Origin of the sequence: Vulcaniibacterium thermophilum, assembly GCF_007923255.1 — a bacterium.
GTDB classification, from domain to species: domain Bacteria; phylum Pseudomonadota; class Gammaproteobacteria; order Xanthomonadales; family Xanthomonadaceae; genus Lysobacter_F; species Lysobacter_F thermophilum.
Window position 1 is genome coordinate 1 of sequence record NZ_VOHJ01000011.1, and the last position, 20,822, is coordinate 20,822.

Genomic DNA, 20,822 nt, shown 5'->3' on the forward strand with positions numbered 1-20,822 from the left:
CCGCGAGGCGCTGCAGGACTGGCTGCATCACTACAACTGTCACCGCCCACACAGCGCACTCGGCGGTCAGCCACCCATCACCCGCTTGGCGCTCCGCCGAAACAACCTATTGAAGCTTCACAGCTAGGCCGCATCGCCGCGCAACGCGCGTACCTTTGCTTCCAGCGCCGCCGCCGTGGCCTGCTCGCCCGAAACCGGCGCATCCGCCACCACTTCCACGTGCGCACGGAAGCGTCGCGGCACGCGCATGCGGCCCAGCCGCGAATCGCGCCGGCTCCACATGCTGGCCCACATCCCGCGCAGCGCCATCGGCACCACCGGCACCGGCCGCCGCTCGAGGATGCGCTCCACGCCGTTCTTGAACGGCGCGATCGCGCCGTCCCGGGTCAGCGCGCCCTCGGGGAAGACGCCGACCACCTGGCCGTCGGCGAGCGCCGCATCGATCTCCTCGAACGCGCGCCGCAGCAGTTCCGGGTCCTCCTTCGCGCCGGCGATCGGGATCGCCTTCGCGGTGCGGAAGATCCAGCGCATCACCGGGATGTTGAAGATCCTGTAGTACATGACGAAGCGCACCGGCCGCGGGATGCTCGCCGCGAGGATCAGCGCGTCCATGTAGCTGACGTGATTGCAGACGATCAGCGCCGGGCCCTCGTCCGGCACGTGCTGCTCGATGCCGCGCACGCGCAGGCGGTACAGCGCGCGCACCAGCACCCAGCTCAGGAACCGCATGAAGAACTCGGGCACGATGGTGAAGATCCACAGCGCCACCAGCGTGTTGGCGATGGCGAGCGCGAGGAACAGTTGCGGAATCGTCCAGCCGAGCAGCGACTGCGCGCCGATCCCCACCCCCGCCGCCAGCACGATGAACAGCGCGTTCTGGATGTTCATGCCGGCGATCACGCGCGCCAGCTCGCCCTTCGGCGTGCGGCTCTGGATCAGCGCGAACAGCGGCACCACGAACACGCCCGCGAACAGGCCGATGCCGGCGAGGTCGATCACCACCCGCGCGCTGCCCGGCTGGGCGAGGAAGCCGCCGACCGTCAGCCCCTGCGCCATCGAGGCCACCGGCTGCGCGAAATGCAGATCGAACACGAAGGCGCTGATGCCGAACGCGCCCAGCGGCACCAGGCCGATCTCCACCGTGCGCGCCGACAGCTTCTCGCACAGCAGCGAGCCGATGCCGACGCCGACCGAGAACACCGCCAGCGCGAACACGTACAGCGTCGGCGAGCCGCCCAGGTAGCTCTCCGCGTACACCGGCAGGTTCGACGTCAGCACCGTGCCGACGAACCAGAACCAGGACACCCCGAGCACGCCGTTGCGCACCGCCAGTTGCTTGCGCGTCAGTCTCCAGATGCGGACCGATTCTGGAATCGGATTCCACTGGATGCGCAGCTCCGGCGCGCCGGCGCCGACGGGCGGGATCGCGCGGCTGGTCAGGTTGCCGGCCACGGCCAGCGCGATCACCGCGATGCCCGCCACCCACGGCCCCTGCGCGCCGGCGAGCGCGAAGATCAGACCGCCCGCGATCATCCCGATCAGGATCGAGATCGAAGTGCCCATCTCGACCAGCCCGTTGCCGCCGGTCAGCTCCTCCGGCTTCAGCACCGACGGCAGGATCGAGTACTTCACCGGGCCGAACAGCGTGGACTGCACGCCGGTCAGGAACAGCGCGACCAGCAGCACGATCATGTTCTGCGTCACGAAGCCGGCCGCCGCGATCGTCATGATCGCGATCTCCATCGCGGTGGTGATGCGGATCAGCCGCGCCTTCTCCAGCTTCTCGGCGATCTGGCCCGCGGTCGCCGAGAACAGGAAATACGGCAGGATGAAGATCGCCGGCGCCAGTTGCGTGTACAGCGCCTTGTCGTCGGCGTCGATCGCCATGTAGCCGAGCAGGCCGATGATGGCCTGGCGGAACACGTTGTCGTTGAACGCGCCCAGCAGCTGGACGACGAAGTACGGCAGGAACCGCCGCTGCTTCAGCAGCTCGAACTGGTTGTGCGCCATGGCTATCTCCCCGCGAACCGCGGCAGCCTAGCAGGCTCTGCGCCCGCTGCGCGCTCGCCGCATCACCGCTGCGCGTTCGTCCCGTTGCCGCCCGCCGCCTGCTCCGGCAACGCCTCGCGCCGCCACAGCCGCGTGGTGCGCTGGAAGAACTGGCTGTTCGGCACGTGCAGCACCGTCTCTGCGCCGTCCTCGCGCGTCTCCTGCAGCGTGGTGTAGACGAAGTTGATGTCGACCACGCGGCCTTTGAAGCCCGGCTTCTCGCCGTTGTCGAGCACCTCGATGTGGTCGTACAAGCGGAACGGGCGCGTGGTCAGGATCAGCAGCGCGCAGAACAGATTCGACAGCACGCTCCACGCCGCGAAGAACGCCACCGCCGCCACCGCCGCGAAGCCGGTCAGCGTGGTCCACACCACCGAGCCGGAAATGCCCATGCGATTGAGGAACAGCATCGCCGCGGCGAGGTAGATCACCGTCCCCAGCAGACGCCGCGTGGCGATCACGAACGCCGGCGCCACCTCGTAGCGCGCGCATAGCCGCACCAGCAGCCGCCGCAGCAGCGCGTTCAGCAGCCACGCCCCCGCCAGGATCAGCAGCGCCTCGCCCAGCCGCAGCGCCGCCTGCGTGCCGTGATCCATCCACCCCGGTGCCATCCACGCCATCACTCTTGCGCGCCTCCACCCACAGCGGACGCCAGACTAGACCCGTGCCCCGTCAGGGCCCCGTGCGCGGCGGGCAGTGGTCACGGGCTGGGAGGTGGGGGCGCAGTGGTTCGCTCAGCCGCCAGCATCCGCAAGGTCGAGAGTGTTCGAAGAATGGCCCCATCGGCTCCTATCGGCGACACTACCGTCCGCATACGGACGCGCCTCGAGGGGAAAGGCCATGACCGTACTGACCGACCGCTTTACCCGCGCCGTCGACTACGCGCGCATCGCCCACGCCGGCCAAGTCCGCAAGGGCTCCAGCATTCCGTACCTCTACCACCTGCTGGCCGTCGCCAGCCTCGTTCTTGAGTTCGGCGGCGACGAGGACCAGGCCATCGCCGGCCTATTGCATGACGTGGTGGAGGACTGTGGCGAGACCCATCTCGCGATCGTCCGCGCGCAGTTCGGCGAGCGCGTGGCCGAAATCGTCGCCGCCTGCACCGATGGCACCGCCGAAGGCAAGCAGGCGCACACAGACCCCGACGCCAAACGCCGCGACTGGCTCGCCCGCAAGCAGGCCTATCTGGCGCACCTCGCCGAAGCGCCCGACCACGTCCTGCTCGTCTCCGCCTGCGACAAGCTCCACAACGCGCGGGCGATCGTGCAGGACCTGGAGAACCCCCACGTCGGCACTCGCGTGTTCGAGCGGTTCACCGGCGGCCGGGAGGGCACGCTGTGGTACTACACAGCCTTGAGTGACGGGCTCGGAGATCGCCAGGTGCGTCCAGCTCCGGTATTGCGGCAGGTCGTCGGGCGAATGCATGCGCTGGCCGGCGTACCCTCCCACCCGACTTCCGGGCGCTGAGCCCTACGCACCTCGATGAGCAACAAGCGAGACGAAGAGATGTCGAAAGCTACGGTGTCGGAGATCCGCCAGGCGATCCTCGAGGAACTGCCCGTCGACGGCACTGCCGTCGGAAACATGGCGCTTCGCGACCGGCTGGCCTCGCGTTTGGGCAGGCCCGTGGACGAGGGCGACTACTTCCATGCGCGCGATCAGCTGGTTGCGGAGGGGATGGTCGCCAAGGGCCAGGGGCGGGGCGGGTCGGTGCGCCGGGTCCTGAGCGGGGCGCCGGCACTGACGCTCCAGGCGCCGGCCGTGCCCGAAGGGGCGAACGCGCCGCGCCCCCGGCAGGCCGGCGTGCCGATGCCGCGCAAGCCGGGCGAGCCGACCCGGGCACCGCGCAAGGGCGCCGACGACCCCAAGGTCATCGCCTATCGCCACGACCAGAAGCGCAAGAACAACCCCGATGTTGGTGTGGTCACGCCCGACAACGACCCCGAGCAGCCCAGGACCCGCTGGGCCTACGACCCGCACATCGACCCGGCGCTGCAGTTCGACATCGGCCGCGCGCAGATCGAGAAGCTGATCGACGATGCGCTCGCCAGCGGCGACGAAGCCACCATGCGTGCGGCGCTGGAGGAGCTCAAGCGGCAGGCCGAGCCGTATCTCAACTGGGCCGGCAAGGCCGAGCGCACCAGCTTCGAGGTGGACACCGTCAGCCTGCACGTCCACGAGCGCATCGACCCGGCCACGATCCTCGCCGCCGTGCAGAAGCGCATGAAGCAGGACAAGGGCGAGTACGCCAGCACCGGCGACATGTTCCGCGCCTGGTTCGAGGAACCGCTGCCGCTGCGCGAGGCAGTGGACTTCTACCGGCACGAGCGCGGCTGGGCCAACCGCCTGATCGCCGGCGACAGCCTGCTGGTGATGAACAGCCTGCTGCAGAAAGAGGGCATGGCCGGGCAGGTGCAGATGATCTACATCGACCCGCCCTACGGCATCAAGTACGGCAGCAACTTCCAGCCCTTCGTCAACAAGCGCGACGTCAAGGACCGCAAGGACGAGGACCTGACGCAAGAGCCGGAGATGATCAAGGCGTTCCGGGATACCTGGGAGCTGGGCATCCATTCCTACCTGACCTACCTGCGCGACCGGCTGCTGCTGGCGCGCGAGCTGCTGCACGAGAGCGGCAGCGTGTTTGTGCAGATTTCGGATGAGAACCTGCATCACGTACGGGAGGTCATGGATGAAATCTTCGGTTCGCAAAATTTTCGAGCAATTATCAGCTACCAGACGACGGCCGGGAAAGCGTCCGCGCAGTTGGACAGCACTTTTGATTTTCTGGTTTGGTACACGCGCAGCGATAGTTTCAAATTCCACTCCTTATACCAAGGCCGAACCTTCGAAGACGATGACAATCTACGGTGGATCAGGTGGCCTGATGGCAGAGCGGAGCGCATTGCCGACATAGTCAAGATGCAGTTCGCTATTGAGCACGGAGGAGCCGTGTTCAGGCCTAATCCGATCACAAGTCAATCAGGCTCGGCCACCACTACATTCACCTACGCCCTTCATGGTCAGTCCCTTCGGCCATCGGCAGGGGGTTGGAAAACTAACGAGCAAGGTATGGAGTGCCTCAGGCGCTCGCGCCGCTTGATGACAGTGGGAAGCACGTTGTGCTTCATCCGCTATCTCGACGACTTTCCGGCGAAACCACTTAATAATCTTTGGGTGGATACTAAACAAAGCGGATTTGGCGACCCTAAATCATATGTCGTGCAAACAGCGGCGAAAGTAATTGAGCGTTGTTTGCTGATGACCACCGACCCCGGCGACCTGGTGCTAGACCCGACCTGCGGCTCCGGCACCACCGCTTACGTCGCCGAGAAGTGGGGCCGCCGCTGGATCACGTGCGACACCTCGCGCGTGGCCATCACGCTGGCCAAGCAGCGGCTGATGACCGCCAGCTACGACTACTACGAACTCAAGTACCCGCACGAAGGGCTCAAGGGCGGTTTCATCTACAAGACGGTGCCGCACGTCACCTTGAAGTCCATCGCCAACAACCCGGAGATCGACGAGATCTACGCCCGGATGCACCCGGCGATCGAGCAGGCGCTGCGCGAGTTGAATGCGGCGCTGCGCGGCGCACCGCCCGCCCAGCCGTTCAAGGTGACCGAGGGCGGCCGCAAGGGTTTCGAGGTGGACTTCGCGGCGCCGGAAAGCAGGACGATGACGCTGCCCTCCGGCGAGGTGGCACCGGTGGGTGCGCTGCTGGAGTGGGAAGTGCCGTTCGATTTTCCGGGCGACTGGCCGGCCTCCGCGCGGCGGGCGTTCGATGCCTTCCACGCGGCGCGCCAGGCGATGCAGCGCAAGATGGACGCCTCCATCGCCGCGCACGCCGACCAGGAAGTGCTGTACGACCAGCCGCAGGTGGCGAAGGACAAGCTGCGCATCACTGGCCCGTTCACGGTGGAGGCCGTGCCGTTCCCCACCGTGCTGGCGCTGGACGAGGCGCAGCAGCCGGCCGAGGCCGACCTCGCGATCGCGCGCAGCGGCGAGTCGCGCCGTCAGCACAGTTGGCGCGACGAACTGCTGAAGACCGGCATCCGCGGCAAGGGTGGCCAGATGCTCAGGTTCGCCGAGCTGGAAACCCTGCCCGACACGCGCTACCTGCACTGCACCGGGCACCTGGACTCCGGCGAGCGCGTGGTCGTCAGCTTCGGCCCCGAGCACGCCGCGCTGGAGCAGCGCCAGGTGGAGCTGGCGATGCGTGAGGCCAGCGACCTCTTCCCCCGGCCCAAGATGATCGTGTTCTGTGCGTTTGCCTTCGACCCCGAAGCAGCCAAGGACATCGACGCCACCAAGGGCATCGTGGCCCTCAAGGTGCAGATGAACACCGATCTGCTGACCGAGGACCTCAAGAAGGCGCGCGCCAGCAACCAGAGCTTCTGGCTGATGGGCCAACCGGATGTGGAAGTGCGCCCGCTCAAGGACGGCCGCTACGTCGTCGAGGTCAACGGTTTCGACTACTTCGACACCGTCACCGGCGAACTGCGCTCCGGCGGCAAGAACAAGATCGCCGCCTGGATGCTCGACACCGACTACGACGAGCGCAGCCTGTTCCCGCGCCAGGTCTTCTTCCCGATGGCCGGCGCCAAGGACGGCTGGCACAAGCTGAAGAAGGACATCAAGGCGGAGCTGGACGAGTCGAAGCTGGACAAGTTGCACGGCACCGTCAGCCTGCCGTTCGAGGCGGGCGAGAACCGCAAGATCGCGGTCAAGATCGTGGATGACCGTGGCATCGAGTCCCTCAAAGTGATTCCGTTGGATCCCTTGGAGCGTTGAGCATGGCCAGGAAACCTAAGAGCGGAAAACCTAACCGCAGGGAACCTTACCGCTTGCATGTCAAGCAGTTCGGTCCGATTACGGATGCCCATATGGAATTCGGGGACCTGACGGTGGTTGTCGGCCCACAGGCTAGCGGCAAGAGCATCCTGCTGGCGACGCTCAAGCTCGTGCTCGATCGGGACCATATTCATCACACCTTTGCCCGTCACAACGTGACCTTCAATGGTGGCGGGAACGACATGGCTGCCTTTCTCGGAGGGTACTTCGGAAAAGGGATGGCGGCACTGCGTAAGGATGGGTCCGCGATTGCCTGGAAGGGCAAGGAGGTGCTCCTTGCCAGCCTTGTCCGGTACCGGAAGAGGCCAAAGGCTCCGGAGGAGAAGGTGTTCTTCATCCCTGCTCAGCGTGTTGTGAGTTTGCCGGGGGGCGTTTCGCAGCACTTCAGCAACTTCAACTACGGTGATCCCTATGTGTTGCGTCACTTCAGCGACACCGTGCACAACCTTCTACAGAACGAGTTTGGGGCAAAGGCTGAACTGTTTCCGCAGTCGGGTCGCCTCAACAACACTCTGCGCCAACCTATCTCGGACCATCTTTTTGGGGGTGCCAATCTTGAAATCGATACGCGGGAATTCACCAAGACGCTGGTTATCAGGGTTCCGGGGCACGAGGCCGGTTTGCCGTTCCTCGCCTGGTCGGCAGGTCAGCGTGAATTCACACCGTTGCTGCTCGGCATTTATTGGCTCTGTCCCGCGGGGGCTGTTTCGAGGCGTGAGGGCCTTGAGTGGGTGGTAATCGAAGAACCGGAGATGGGCCTGCACCCGCAGGCGATCGCCACCTTGCTGTTGCTCGTCCTCGAGTTAATGCGGCGTGGCTATCGCGTAGTCATCTCGACTCACTCCCCGGTTGTGCTGGACATGGTCTGGGCGCTGCGGCAGTTTCAAGAGCTCGGCAGCGATGAGTCGCTGGTGCGCGAGTTGTTCGGGCTAAGGGCGACTGCTAATGCCAAGGCGCTCGCGAAGTCCGCCCTGGCGAAGAGCTATAGAGTCTATTTCTTCGACCGGAACCAGGCCGTGCGCGACATCTCCAGGCTGGACCCCGGTGCTGAGTCTGGCGCTGAAGCCGAATGGGGTGGTCTGGTCGGCTTCGCAAGCCGGGCGGGCGAGATGGTCGCCAAGGCAGTCAATCGTCAACGTGCCGAGCAAAGCAGAAGCGCGCGATCTGGCCGCAAGGAGCCAGTCGCATGAATTCAATGCGCGGGCGTTCAAGAACGAAGGCCACCGTCAGCAAAACCAGTTCGACTTCCATGTTCATGGCGGCCGCCTCGGCTGCGGGCTTGAGTCCTGCCGAAGGAAAACAGGCGATCCAGCACCAGTATCGTTCGGGCATTCAAGCTGCCGATGGCAGTCGTTTCTGCGGCAGCGTGGATCTCGATGCGGCCTTCGCGCAGGCAGAGCCGCATGCGTCCCGATGGGATTACGGGTTGGGTATCCAACGGAACGGAGTAGAGCTGGCGTTCTGGGTCGAGCCGCACCCGGCCTCGAGCACGAGTGAAGTGGCCAGAATGATCGCCAAACTCGACTGGCTAAAGGCCAAGCTAAGCCAGCCAGCTTTTTCCCGACTAAATGAGTTGACGCGGAACGCGATGCAACTGGGGCTTGCCTTCCGTTGGCTTGCTGCAAGTGGCGAGATGCGGTTGGTGCCTGGCTCTCGGCAGGCACGACTGCTCGCCGAGCGCGGGATTGCGTTTCCGACCCGCCATCTGAGACTCCCATGAGCGCGCCAAAGTCGTTAATCGTCAACTCTCCCTTCGAGCCGCCGCGCTGGCATTGGGTGAACAACCAGCGGGTGCTGGAACTGCGGGAGGGTCGACGCCCGGCGGGATATGACATCTACGACACACGCGGCAACACGCACCGCACGGAACGCCTGGAACTGGTCGAGCGGATTCGTCCGCGAGTCGAGGAATGGCGGCAGGCCGGCTATCCCGGCGTCACAACCGTGACGCGGAGCCTGCTGGAGCACTGGCATGACGCTTCGGCGCGTCAGTACCCGTTCTACTACTGCCAGCTCGAGGCCATCGAGACGTTGATCTGGTGGGTGGAGGCTCCGGCCGACTACAAGCAGGGCATTGCCATCCCCGGCGACGGCGGGCCCTGGGAGCGGCTGTGCAACAAGATGGCGACGGGCAGTGGCAAGACCACGGTCATGGCCATGTTGATCACATGGCAGGTGCTCAACGCGCTGACCTACCCGAGACGCAATAAGGACTTCTCACGCGCGATTTTCATCGTCGCGCCTGGGCTGACGGTGCGCGAGCGCCTGCAGGTGCTCTATCCGGGGCACCCCGACAACTACTACGACGCCTTTTCGCTTTGCCCTTCGGAGGCCCTGCGCAGCCGGCTCAACCAGGCCGACATTCTGGTCGAGAACTGGCACGCCCTCATGCCGAAGGAAGATCCCAAAAGGGGTGTCGTGCAGAGGGGACGCGAAAGCGACGCAGCGTTCGTCAAGCGTGTCCTCGGCAAGCTGGCAAACCACAAGGACATCGTCGTCATCAACGACGAGGCCCACCACGCCTATCGTCAGTCCGCCGAGGACAAGCGCAGCCGGGAGGTCAAACGGCTTGCCGAGGAAATGGGGCTCGACCAGGAAGAAGCCACTCGCTGGGTTGAGGGGCTGGATCGCATCCACCGCGTATTGCGCATCCAGCGCTGCTTCGACCTGTCGGCGACCCCCTTCGCGCCGACCGGTCGTGCCAACAACGAGACCGGCCTGTTCGGTTGGATCGTTTCCGATTTCGGGCTCAACGACGCCATTGAGGCGGGGCTGGTCAAGACGCCGCGGGTCGTCGTGCGGGACGGCGTTGTGCCCGATACGCAGACGCTCAAGCCCAAGCTCTATCACCTGTACCGCGACCCTGAGGTACACGAGGACCTCAACCGCCGGGGGGCTCAAACGCACGAACCCTTGCCACTGCTCGTGCAGCAGGCGTACACGCTCCTCGGCGCCGACTGGCGCAGGACCGCGCAAGCGTGGGCACAGGAGGGGCACACCTCGCCGCCCGTGATGCTTACGGTCTGCAACCGCACCGAGACGGCGGCGCGCATCGAGCGGTACTTCACCGGTGGAGATGCCCACTGGCCCGAGCTGCGTGATCCGAACCGGACGCTGCGCGTGGACTCCAAGGTACTGGAGAAGGCGGAAGTCGGCGAAACCGCTGCTGCTGACTCGGCCTATCAGAAGAGGCTGGAGGCGATCGTCGAAGCTGCACGGATTCCCCCGGATGCAAAGGAGAGGCTGGCCTCCGCAACGAAGGAGGAGCTGTTGCGGGCGATCGTGGACAACATCGGCAAGCGCGGCACACCAGGCCAGGATCTGCAGAACGTCATCTCGGTGGCCATGCTGTCCGAGGGATGGGATGCGAAGAATGTCACCCACATCATGGGGCTGCGCGCCTTCACCAGTCAGTTGCTGTGCGAGCAGGTGATCGGGCGCGGGCTGCGTCGCGTGGGATACGACACGGAACCGGTCGTCTGCCCCGATGGCGAGGAAAGGCAGCTCTTCAAGCCTGAGTTCGTGAATGTCTTCGGTGTGCCGCTGTCCGTGTTCCAGGACCTGAGCGGCGAGGGAGATCCCCCACCGCCACCGAAGCCGAGTACCCAGATCCAGTCTCTTGTAGAGCGCAACGCTTTCGAGATCCGTTGGCCCAACGTGCTCCGTGTGGACGCCGTCGTGCGCGCAACACTGGCGTTAGACTGGGCAAGGATAGAACCGCTTCGGCTCGATCCGGCCAAAACGCCGCTTGCTGCCGAGATGGCACCGGCGCTTGGTGGCGCGAGCGCATGGGACCAGATCACCACGATTGATCTGGAAAAGCTGCCCGACGAGTTCAGGTTGCAGCGGCTGGTCTTCCAGGCCGCTCGCAGGGCATACGACCAGATGCGGGAGAGGTTTACCGGGACGCCGGAGTATCTGGCTTTCCAGCTCATTCGATTGATCGAGAGCTTTCTCGCATCGGATCGATTGGACGTCCCCTCCCTGTTTCACCAGGAGCCACTGCGCAAGCGGATCCTCGTCAGCTTGAACATGGACCTGATCGTCCAGCACGTGCTCCGCTATCTGATCGAGCAGAACAGCGAGCGTTTCGAGCCTGTCTTCGACGAGTCCTTCCCGCTCGGCTCCACGCGCTACATGCGAACGTGGTTTACGACAAGGACGTGTCAACCCACGAAAAAGTCGCAGATCAGCCATGTCGTCGCCGATGGAGCATGGGAGGCACATGCGGCGAATGTCATGGAGATAAGCGATCTGGTCAGTGCCTATGCAAAGAACGATCACCTCGGGTTCCACATCTATTACATGTGGAACGGTGCCAAGCGTCGCTATGTGCCTGATTTCTTGGTGCGATTGGTGAACGGCAGAACGTTGGTGCTCGAGATCAAGGGCGAGGACGACGACCAGAACCGAGCGAAGCGTGCAGCCCTAGACACATGGGTCAAGGCAGTCAACTCAAGAGGCGGGTTCGGGTCGTGGTGCTGGGACGTCGCGTTCGAGCCCTCTCAGCTCCACGACATCCTGGTCAGATGGGCGCATAGCCACACTCAACCGCCAGGCTGATGAAAGAGGAAGATAAGACGTGGCTTGCCGGGCTGTTGTGTTTGTGCACGCGCTTGGCCCAGCGTGTGGCGGTGCGTCGCTGAGTCACCGTGGAATGCGGTCGATTGCGTCAGCGATAACGTTAAGGGTGATCAGGTTTGCTGAGCCGGGCTTAAGAAGGCTGAAGCTCCAAAGCGTGCGGGGAAGGGCGGAACGGGTAGGTGGTAGGGGCGCCGCCTTGTTGCCCAAGCGGTGAAACGATCGTTGCTCAACGTGTAACCATTCACCGGATGTCCGGCCTTGGTCGGCGCGGCGCAGCCGTCAGGCGGGCGGTACATCTCCGCTTCGCTGCGGTGGTGGGGCCGCCCGTGTCCCACCCCGCCGAGAGGTCGCCGGCCTTCTCACCGCCGGCACCACGCCGCCTGCGCGATACTCGGCGGCTCCGCAACTGCCGGTTCGCGTCCGTGTCGCTGCCGTTCGACGCCCTGTTCCGCCATTCGCCCAATGCCTACATGGTGGTGGATCGGGAGTTCCGCTATCTGGAGGTCAACCACGCCTACGAGCTGCTGACCGGCAAGCGGCGGCAGGAGCTTCTGGGGCGGCGGGTGTTCGACGTGTTTCCGGGCGGCACCAATCCGGACGGCACGTCGCATGCGGATCGGGTGCGCGATTCGATCGCGCGCGCGTTCGCGCGCGGGGAGCGCGACGTGCTGGCGCTGATCCCCTATGCGATCGAAACCATGACCGCCGAGGGGCCGGTGGTGGATACGCGCTACTGGAGCGCCACGCACACGCCGCTGCGCGATGCGGAAGGGCGCGTGTACGCGGTGATGCAGCACACCACCGACGTCACCGAGCTGCACCGGCTGCGCGAGGAGGTGCGGCGCGCGCGCGAGGCGACCGGGCTGACGCCCGAACAGCTCGACGGCGGCGTGCTGTCGCGCGCGGCGGCGGTGCAGCAGGACAACCTGCGGCTGTCGCAGCAGTTGTCGTTCCTGGTCGGGCTGTTCGAGCAGGCGCCGGGATTCATGGCGGTGGTGCGCGGGCCGGAGCACGTGTTCGAGCTGGCCAATGCGGCGTACATGCGGCTGGTGGGCGGCCGCCCCGTGCTCGGCCGCAGCGTGCGCGAGGCCCTGCCCGAGCTGCGGAACCAGGGCTTCTTCGAGCTGCTCGATCAGGTGCGCGAAACCGGCAACCCGTTCGTCGGTCGTGGCGTGCCGGTGATGTTGCGCGAGCCGGACGGCAGCGAGCGCACGATCTTCGTCGACTTCGTGTACCAGCCGATCGTCGGTCCGGACGGGCGCGCGCAGGGCATCTTCGTGCAGGGCGCCGACGTCACCGACCGCGAGACCGCGCTGACCGCGCTGCGCGAAAGCGAATCGCGCTTCCGCACCATCGCCAACCTGCTGCCGCAGATGATCTGGTCGACCACGCCGGACGGCCGGCCGGACTACTTCAACCAGCGCTGGTACGACTTCACCGGCGTGCCCGAAGGCGCGACCCACGGCGACGCCTGGGCCGAGGTGCTGCATCCGGACGATCGCGAACACGCGCGACGGGTGTGGGCGCAGAGCCTGGCGGACGAGGCGCCGTTCGAGGTCGAGTACCGCCTGCGCGACCGCCACGGGCAATACCGCTGGGTGCTGGGCCGCGCGGTGCCGGTGCGCGATGCGGACGGCCGGATCGTGCGCTGGATGGGCAGCAGCACCGACATCCACGAGCACAAGCGCGCGCTGGAGCTGCTGGAGCAGAGCCGCGAGGCGCTGCGCGCGGCCGACCGCCACAAGGACCAGTTCCTGGCCACGCTGGCGCACGAGCTGCGCAACCCGCTGGCGCCGATCGCCAACGCCGCGCAGGTGCTGGCGATGGCGCCGGACCGGCTGGACAACGTGCGCATGGCGGCCGAGGTGATCACCCGTCAGGCCAACCACATGCGCCATCTGGTGGAAGACCTGATGGACGTCTCGCGGGTGACGCGCGGGCTGGTGCGGTTGCGTCGGCAGCGCGCGCGGCTGGGCGATCTGGTGGCGGCGGCGATCGAGCAGACCGGCGCGCTGGTGGACAGCCGCGGGCACCGGCTGGAGCTGGTGACGGACGCGCCCGAGCTGGAACTGCAGGCCGATCCCACCCGCATCACCCAGATTGTCAGCAACCTGCTCAACAACGCCGCCAAGTACACGCCGCCCGGCGGCACGATCGTGGTGGAGGTGACGCGCGAGCGCGGCGAGGCGGTGGTGCGCGTGCGCGACACCGGCATCGGCATGGAGCCTGCGCTGCTGGCGCGCGTGTTCGACCTGTTCGTGCAGGCGGAAACCGCGCCCGAGCGTGGGATGGGCGGGCTCGGCATCGGCCTGGCGCTGGCGCGCAGCCTGGCGCAACTGCACGGCGGCACGCTCACCGCGGCGAGCCCCGGGCTGGGCCAGGGCTCGACGTTCGAACTGCGTCTGCCGCTGGCGGAGGCGGCGGTCGCTCCGGGATGATTCGACCGGTCGCGCGATTGCGTTGCGAGCGTCGCGGGCGCTGCGGTTCAACCGCGGCGGCGCCGTGCGTCGCGCGCGCGCGTCGCGCCAGCGCGCCGGCCGCTCCAGGCGGTGAGCGCCAGCACCCACGCCAGCGACCCCAGCATCAGCGTCAGCGTCCACAGGATGGCGCCGAGCTCGGCGCCGTGCGCGCGCAGGAAGCCCGCAAGACTGGCCGCCAGCGCGACGATCCCGCCCGCACGCAGCGCGCGCGCGCGGGCCGCAGGCAGCGTCCGGCCGAGCGCGTCCTGCTGATGCCGGGGCATCGCCAGGCTCAGCAGCGGCCAGGCAGCGAGGGCGAGCAGCACGGCGAGCGCGGTCATCTCAACCCTCCTGCGGACGCAACGCGACCGCCACCGCGCGCGCGATGCGGCGAGGCACGGCGCGCGAGCGCGAGGAAGCCGATGCCGAAGCCGAGCGCCAGCAGATCCACCGACGCCAGTGCCCATTCGCCCCGCGGCAGCGTCGCGAGCAGGTGGCTCTCGCGCGTGACGAGCAGATTGGCCAGTGGAATCGCGAGCGCGACGAGCGCCGTTGCGGCGAACAGGTCGCGCCACGCCAGACCGCCGCCCACACGCGCTATGCCCCACGCGGCGGCGAGCGCCCAGGTCGCGCAGAACACCGTCACCTCGGCGGCGGCGCGATCGGCAAGGGTGGGCGGCAACAGCCGGTTCGCCAGCAGCATCGCCGCGCACGCCAGCGGCATGCCGGCGACGACGCCGACGTTCAGCCCCTGCACCAGCGTGTAGCCGGAAAGCGCGCCGGCCTGCGCGATCCGCTGCGCGCGCTTGCGCACCCACACCTGCATGCCGCTGGCCAGCATCACGCAGCCCGACAGCCCCATCGCGAAGTACAGCCAGCGCAGCGCGCTGCCGCCGAACTGCGCCATGTGCAGCCCGCCGAGCCAGGAGTAGGCGAGGTAGCCCGGCGTGGGCGGATGCGTCCGGTGCAGGAAGGCGCCGGTGGCCGCGTCGTAGCTCACCTGCTGCATGTCCCAGGCGACGCGGCGGCTGTGGTCGGTGCCGAACGCGATCACCGCGCTGGAGTCGTCCGGGTGCTGCACCGACGCCCAGTCGATCGGCGCGCCCATGCGGCGTTGCGCATCGGCGAGGAGCGCATCGATCGAATGCAGGCGCGCGAGCGGCTTGCCGGTTTCCTCGCGCTCGTAGAAGCCGCCCGCTTCCGCGAAGAAGCGTTCGACGTCGCCGCCGTAGGCCGCGTTCAGCCCGCCGAACACGTAGCTGGCGATGAAGATCGCCACGCCCGTGTACGCGATCATCAGATGGAACGGCAGTCCGAGCACGCCGGTGACGTTGTGGCCGTCGAGCCACGCGCGTTGCCCGCCGGCTTGCGGCCGGAAGGTGAAGAAGTCCCTGAAGATGCGCTTGTGGGTGATGACGCCGGCCACCAGCGCGACCAGCATCAGCATGCCGGTGAACCCGACCAGGTACATGCCGGGCGTGCCGGCGTGCAGGTTCCAGTGCAGCTCGAAGAAGAACTCGCCGCCGGCGGTGTCCGGCACCGGCCGCGCGCTGTGCGCATCGAGCGCGAGCTTGCCTTCGGTGCCGTCGTCGAGCATCCAGTAGGCTTCCATTGCGCGCTCCCGCGGGCCCGCGACGTGGACCCACCACACGTGCGCATCGGGCGCGCGCTCGCGCAGGTGCGCGAAGGCCGCATCGAAGCGCGGCGTGGCGGGCGCGTCGCGGCCGTGCAGGGCGGGGCGCATCCAGTCGTCCAGCTCGCGATCGAAACAGGCGAGCGTGCCGCCGACGAAGATCACGAACAGCAGCCATCCGGCCAGCAGCCCGGACCAGGTGTGCAGCCACGCCATCGATTGCCGCAGGCTGGTCTTCATCGCGTCCTCTCTACGGCCGCGCGGCGTGTTCGGGGAACAGCGCGGCGATGCCGAGCAGCAGCGTGCCGGCCGCCGCGGGCAGCAGGCAGGCGCGCCCTGCCGAACGCGCCGCGAACGCGTACAGCGCGCCCACGCACGCGACGAGGATCGCCATCAGGTTGGCGGCGATCACGCGGTCGGCGCGCGCGAACGGCAGCGCCAGCGTCATGAACGCGGCAAAGCCGTGCGCGAGGAGATAGCCGCCCAGCACCGCCGACGCCGTGCGCGCGGCGATCGCGAGGGCGTGCAGCGCGCGGCTCCATCCGCGGCCGGGGCGCACCGCGGATGCGGCGTCGGTCGGGGCGCGATCGGCGCGACGCATGCCGGTGCGCTCAGAAGCGATAGGCGACGGTGAGCGAGGCGCTGCGCGGGGCGGCGTAGTAGCCCTGCTCCCAGTACAGGCTCGGCACGTACTTCGCGTCGGTCAGGTTGTCGACGTTGAGCGTCGCCTCCCAGCGCCCGGCGAAGCGGTAACCGGCGACCAGGCCCACGACCGTGTACGCCTCCTGGCGCGTGACCACCGGCGAGCCGTCGGCAAGCAGCAGACTCTGCTCGCGGTGGATGTCGTCCTGCCAGCGCGCGGAGACACCGAGCCGCAGGCCCTCGATCTGGGGCACACGCCACATCGCGGCCATGCGGAGCGTGTTGCGCGGCACGTAGGTGCGCGTGGCCGCGCCGTCGTCGTCCTCGATGGCCAGATGGGTGAAGCCGGCCGACAGCGAGACGTGCTCGCCCAGCTCGCCCGCGAGCTCCAGCTCGTAGCCTTGCGACACCGCATCCGACGGCACGTAGACGGTGCGGCCGAGCGCGGGGTCGAAGCCGGCGCTTTCGGCGAGGTTGTCCTGATGCACGCGGAACACCGCGGCACTGGCATGCAGGCGACCGTCGAACCATCCGGCCTTGATGCCGGCCTCGGCGTTGTCGCCTTCGATCGCCGGCAGGACGCGGCCGTCGGCGCCGGTTTCGGTCTGCTGCGCGAAGATCTCGCCGTAGCTGGCGTACAGCGAGTAGGCCGGCGCGAAATCCCAGACGACGCCGGCGAACGGCGTGGTGCGCGCTTCGTCGCTGTCGTGCGGTTCGCCGTAACTCGCGCCCTCCATGCGCACGTGCGCGCGGTTGGCGCCGGTGATGAGCTTGAAGCGCTCGCCCAGGTTCCAGCGCACCGTGGCATAGACCGTGTCGCGCCGGTAATCGAAGTCGGAGCCGGCCGAGAACGCATCGAACGCGGGCTTGGGATAACGCCCGGCCCATTGCTCCAGCGGCGGCAGCGGCGTGCCGATGTCGTTGCCGTACCACGAGGTTTCCCGCATCGCGCCGTCCGCCCGGCTGAGGCCTGCGACGAGATCGTGCGTGCGCCCGCCGAGCGCGAAGCCGCCGACGAGGCGCAGGTCGGCCTGCAGGGCGTCGAACTCGCCTTCGTAGTCGGACGGGTAGGAGAACAGACCGAGTCCGGTGGCGCGATCGGGCGTGCCGTAGACGTAGAACAACTGGGTGTCCTCGAGCAGCCGTTCGTGGTTGACCGCCGCGCGCAGTTCCCAGCCTCCGGCGAGCGCATGCGCCAGTTCGACGAACGCCCGCGTCTCGCGCGTGTCCCAGAACGACCAGTCGGCCGCGGTGCTGGTGCTGCGGTCGTAGTCGGTGGGCGTGCCGTTGGTGTAGTACAGCGGCAGCGCGCCCCACAGCGGACCGTCGGCGTCGTTGCGCTGGTGCAGGATGCCCGCCAGCAGGCGCGTGTCGGTGCCGAGGTCGGCCTCGATCGCGCCGTAGGCGACGGCCTTCTCCAGACGGTGCCGGTCGAGGTAGCTCGCGCCGTCCTCCCAGGCGGCGACCGCGCGCCCGCGCACGCGCGCCTCGGCGTCGAACGGCCCGGCGACGTCGGCCTCCAGCCGCACGCGCTCCCAACTGCCGACCGTGGCGCGCATCTGCCCCTCGAGATCCGCGGTCGGCCGCTTGCGCACGAAGTTGACCGTCGCCGACGGATTGCCGGTGCCCGACATCAGGCCGTTGGCGCCGCGCAGCACTTCGATCCGCTCGTACGGCGCGGTGTCGATGTCGCCGTTCTGCACGCCGTACGGCAGCGGGATGCCGAGGCCGTCGCGCTGGAAATTGGTGATGTCGAAACCGCGCGCGGTGTAGTACGTGCGCGTGTTCTCCACCCGCTCGACATTGACGCCGGTGGCCAGGTCGAGCGCATCGTTGAGGTTGTCGAGGCCGAAGTCGTCGAGCTGCGTTCGCGTGAGCACGCTGATCGACTGCGGAATCTCGCGCCGCGTGAGCGCAAGGCCGGTGGACGCCGGGGTGGGCTCGGCGCTGTAGCCGTCGCGCTGGCCGCTGACGACGATGCGGTCGAGGTCGGTGGCTGCGGGCGCGGGCTCCGCACCTGCGGCGAGGGGCAGCACGGCCAGCAGGAGCGGGACCGCCCGCGTGCGGGGACGTCCGGCCGGGCGGCCGGCGGGGGTGTGGGGGTGTGGGGGCATGGGACGCTCGTCGTGGCGGAGACCACAATGCGAGCGCATCTTATTTGCGAACGATTATCATCTGCAAGAGAGACAGGCATCCCGGCCCACGCCCGGCAGCGCTTCACTCCAGCCGCGCGTCGGCGAGCGAGATGCGGCGGTTCTTCGCGCGGGTGAGCGCCTCGTCGGCGCGTTCGAACACGGTGCGCGGGCTGTCGCCGCGCGCGCCGCTGCTGGCGGCGGCGCAGACGATGTCCTCGCCCAGCGGCGCGAGCAGGCGCTCGGCCACGCCGCGCAGGGTGTTCAGCCGGTGGGCCTCGACCACGCCGGCCAGCGTCAGCACGAACTCGGCGGTGTCCGGCACGCGCTCGATGCGCTCGCCCGCATGCAGCAGCATTTCCAGGCCGCGCAGGGCACGGTCGAGATGAAGTTCCACCGTCTCGCCGCCACGCCTTTCGACCAGATCGGCGTAGCGCTGGACCTGCACGATGACGATGGAGAACGCAGCCGCGCCGGCGTCGTTCGCGGCCGCGACCGCGGCGCGGGCGTCGCGCTCGAGGATCGCCGCACGCTGCGCGTCGAGCAGCCGGCGGCGCGCTTCCAGCAGCTCGACCGTCAGCCGCGCGAGCGCGCCCAGGGCCTCCTGCTGCGCAGCCTCCAGCCGGCGCGGCGTGCGGTCGAGCACGCACAGCGTGCCGAGCGCGGCGCCTTCCGGCGTCACCAGCGGCATGCCGGCATAGAAACGCACGCCGTGCGGGCCGGCGACCAGCGGGTTGTCGCGGAAACGCGGATCGTTGGCGGCGTCGGCCACTTCCAGCAGCCGCCCGGGCGCGCGGATCGCGTGCTCGCGGAAGGCGATCCGGCGTTCGGTCTCGGTGTGCTCGAAGCCGGCCCGCGCCTTGAACCACTGGCGCTCGCGATCGAGCAGGGAAACCAGCGCCACCGGCGCGCCGCACAGGTGCGCGGCGAGCCGGACGATGTCGTCGTAGGCCGCCTGCGGCATCGTGTCGACGATGCGGTAGGCATCCAGCTCGCGCTGGCGTGTGAACTCATCCTGGACGTGCATTGGCATCCCCCCGGGCGGCACTGTCGCGGGGCGGCGACGGCCGGGGCGAGGGTGGAAACCCTCAGGATGCCGCGGCGTGCGTCACGCCGCGCGATGCCTGCGTGCCAAGTGCGCGACATCGGCGCGCATGCGCTGGCGACCCGCGTCAGGCGCGCTCGCGTTCGATCGCGCGCCAGCCGATGTCGTGGCGGTGGAACTCGCCGGTCCAGGAGATGCCGGCGACCGCCTCGTACGCCTTGCGCTGCGCGGCGGCCACGGTGTCGCCGAGCGCGCACACGGTGAGCACGCGGCCGCCGGCGGTGACGACGTGCCCGCCTTCGAGCCGGGTCCCGGCGTGGAAGACCTTGACGTCCTCCGGCAGCGGCGCGTCCCACTCGTTGATGATGTCGCCCGTGCGCGGCGTGCCGGGGTAGCCGGCGGCGGCCATCACCACCCCGAGCGAGGGGCGCGGGTCCCACTGCGCCTGCACGTCGTTGAGGCGGCCGTCGATCGCGGCCTCGACCAGGTCGAGCAGGTCCGACTGCAGGCGCAGCATCACCGGCTGCGTTTCCGGATCGCCGAAGCGCACGTTGAACTCGATCACCTTGGGCGCGCCGCTGCGGTCGATCATCAGTCCGGCGTAGAGGAAGCCGGTGAACGGCACGCCGTCGGCGGCCATGCCGCGCACGGTGGGCTCGACGATCTCGCGCAGGATGCGCGCGTGCACGTCGGGCGTGACCACCGGCGCGGGTGAATACGCGCCCATGCCGCCGGTGTTGGGGCCGGTGTCGCCGTCGCCGACGCGCTTGTGGTCCTGGCTGGTGGCCATCGGCAGCGCGTGGGTGCCGTCGACCATCGAGATGAAGCTGGCCTCCTCGCCGTCGAGGAACTCCTCGATCACCACCCGCGAGCCGGCGGCGCCGAACGCATTGCCGGCCAGCATGTCGCGCACCGCGGCTTCGGCTTCCTCCAGCGTCATCGCCACGATCACGCCCTTGCCGGCGGCGAGGCCGTCGGCCTTGACCACGATCGGCGCGCCTTTCGCGCGCACGTGGGCGAGCGCGGCCTCGACGTCGGTGTGCACCGCGTAGTGCGCGGTGGGGATGCCGTGGCGGGCGAGGAAGTCCTTGGCGAACGCCTTGCTGCCTTCGAGCTGCGCGGCGGCGGCGGTCGGGCCGAAGATGCGCTGGCCGGCGGCGCGGAAGCGGTCGACCACGCCGGCCACCAGCGGCGCCTCCGGGCCGACCACGGTGACCGCCACGCGCTCGCGCTCGACCAGCGCCAGCAGGCCGTCGATGTCGGTGGCGCCGACGGCGACGTTGCGGCATTTGGCCTCGTGCGCGGTGCCGGCATTGCCGGGTGCCACCAGCACCTCGTCCACCCGCGCGGACTGTGCCAGTTTCCACGCGAGCGCATGCTCGCGACCGCCGGATCCGATCACCAGAACCTTCATTGCCCGCTCC

15 protein-coding genes are annotated in these 20,822 nt (G+C 68.0%); 7 read left to right on the forward strand and 8 right to left on the reverse strand.

Annotated elements, in window-relative coordinates:
- On the forward strand, nt 1-127 hold a 127-nt coding region (locus FQY64_RS06250; RefSeq protein ID WP_146472493.1), incomplete at its 5' end, for an integrase core domain-containing protein.
- Here FQY64_RS06250 and FQY64_RS06255 read toward each other — a convergent pair.
- Nucleotides 124-2,010 carry an MFS transporter gene (locus FQY64_RS06255; RefSeq protein WP_146473006.1) on the reverse strand — a complete coding sequence of 629 codons (1,887 nt, stop codon included), beginning with the start codon at nt 2,008-2,010 and terminating at the stop codon, nt 124-126. The two genes, FQY64_RS06250 and FQY64_RS06255, sit on opposite strands and share 4 nt — an antisense overlap.
- Before the next feature lie 62 nt (nt 2,011-2,072).
- The gene (locus tag FQY64_RS06260; protein WP_229814881.1) at nt 2,073-2,645 is read right to left on the reverse strand and encodes a mechanosensitive ion channel family protein; all 573 of its coding nucleotides are present in this window, start codon (nt 2,643-2,645) and stop codon (nt 2,073-2,075) included.
- 244 nt (nt 2,646-2,889) lie between these two features.
- Between FQY64_RS06260 and FQY64_RS06265 the strand changes: the two genes are divergently transcribed.
- From FQY64_RS06265 to FQY64_RS06290, 6 genes are all read left to right on the forward strand, one after another.
- On the forward strand, nt 2,890-3,516 hold the full coding sequence (locus FQY64_RS06265; protein WP_146473010.1) for an HD domain-containing protein: 627 nt from the start codon (nt 2,890-2,892) through the stop codon (nt 3,514-3,516).
- A 15-nt stretch (nt 3,517-3,531) separates the two neighbouring features.
- Entirely contained in the window at nt 3,532-6,843 is a 3,312-nt protein-coding gene (locus FQY64_RS06270) for a site-specific DNA-methyltransferase (RefSeq protein WP_146473012.1), read from the forward strand.
- A gap of 92 nt (nt 6,844-6,935) precedes the next feature.
- Nucleotides 6,936-8,093, forward strand: a complete 1,158-nt coding sequence (locus tag FQY64_RS06275; RefSeq protein ID WP_222431764.1) for an ATP-binding protein — start codon at nt 6,936-6,938, stop codon at nt 8,091-8,093.
- The gene (locus FQY64_RS06280) at nt 8,090-8,623 is read left to right on the forward strand and encodes a hypothetical protein (protein ID WP_146473016.1); all 534 of its coding nucleotides are present in this window, start codon (nt 8,090-8,092) and stop codon (nt 8,621-8,623) included. Before FQY64_RS06275 ends, FQY64_RS06280 begins: the two co-directional genes overlap by 4 nt.
- Nucleotides 8,620-11,466: a BPTD_3080 family restriction endonuclease gene (locus tag FQY64_RS06285; RefSeq protein WP_146473018.1), complete on the forward strand. Its 2,847-nt coding sequence runs from the start codon at nt 8,620-8,622 to the stop codon at nt 11,464-11,466. The genes FQY64_RS06280 and FQY64_RS06285 overlap by 4 nt, the downstream gene beginning before the upstream one ends.
- A gap of 443 nt (nt 11,467-11,909) precedes the next feature.
- Nucleotides 11,910-13,925, forward strand: a complete 2,016-nt coding sequence (locus tag FQY64_RS06290) for a sensor histidine kinase (protein ID WP_186760877.1) — start codon at nt 11,910-11,912, stop codon at nt 13,923-13,925.
- A gap of 47 nt (nt 13,926-13,972) precedes the next feature.
- Here the strand turns inward: FQY64_RS06290 and FQY64_RS06295 are convergent, their stop codons facing one another.
- The 6 genes from FQY64_RS06295 to purD all read right to left on the reverse strand — a co-directional run bounded on the left by FQY64_RS06295 (nt 13,973) and on the right by purD (nt 20,812).
- Nucleotides 13,973-14,287: a DUF3325 family protein gene (locus FQY64_RS06295; protein WP_186760878.1), complete on the reverse strand. Its 315-nt coding sequence runs from the start codon at nt 14,285-14,287 to the stop codon at nt 13,973-13,975.
- Nucleotides 14,284-15,819 (reverse strand): PepSY-associated TM helix domain-containing protein, encoded by a 1,536-nt coding sequence (locus FQY64_RS06300; protein ID WP_146473024.1) that lies wholly within the window; start codon nt 15,817-15,819, stop codon nt 14,284-14,286. The genes FQY64_RS06295 and FQY64_RS06300 overlap by 4 nt, the downstream gene beginning before the upstream one ends.
- A gap of 10 nt (nt 15,820-15,829) precedes the next feature.
- The gene (locus FQY64_RS06305; RefSeq protein WP_222431765.1) at nt 15,830-16,180 is read right to left on the reverse strand and encodes a DUF3649 domain-containing protein; all 351 of its coding nucleotides are present in this window, start codon (nt 16,178-16,180) and stop codon (nt 15,830-15,832) included.
- A gap of 10 nt (nt 16,181-16,190) precedes the next feature.
- Complete coding sequence (locus FQY64_RS06310; RefSeq protein ID WP_146473026.1) at nt 16,191-18,335, reverse strand: TonB-dependent siderophore receptor; 2,145 nt, start codon at nt 18,333-18,335, stop codon at nt 16,191-16,193.
- A 103-nt stretch (nt 18,336-18,438) separates the two neighbouring features.
- Complete coding sequence (locus FQY64_RS06315; protein WP_186760879.1) at nt 18,439-19,380, reverse strand: GAF domain-containing protein; 942 nt, start codon at nt 19,378-19,380, stop codon at nt 18,439-18,441.
- A gap of 145 nt (nt 19,381-19,525) precedes the next feature.
- The gene (gene purD, locus FQY64_RS06320) at nt 19,526-20,812 is read right to left on the reverse strand and encodes a phosphoribosylamine--glycine ligase (protein ID WP_146473029.1); all 1,287 of its coding nucleotides are present in this window, start codon (nt 20,810-20,812) and stop codon (nt 19,526-19,528) included.
- Between the last annotated feature and the right edge of the window lie 10 nt (nt 20,813-20,822).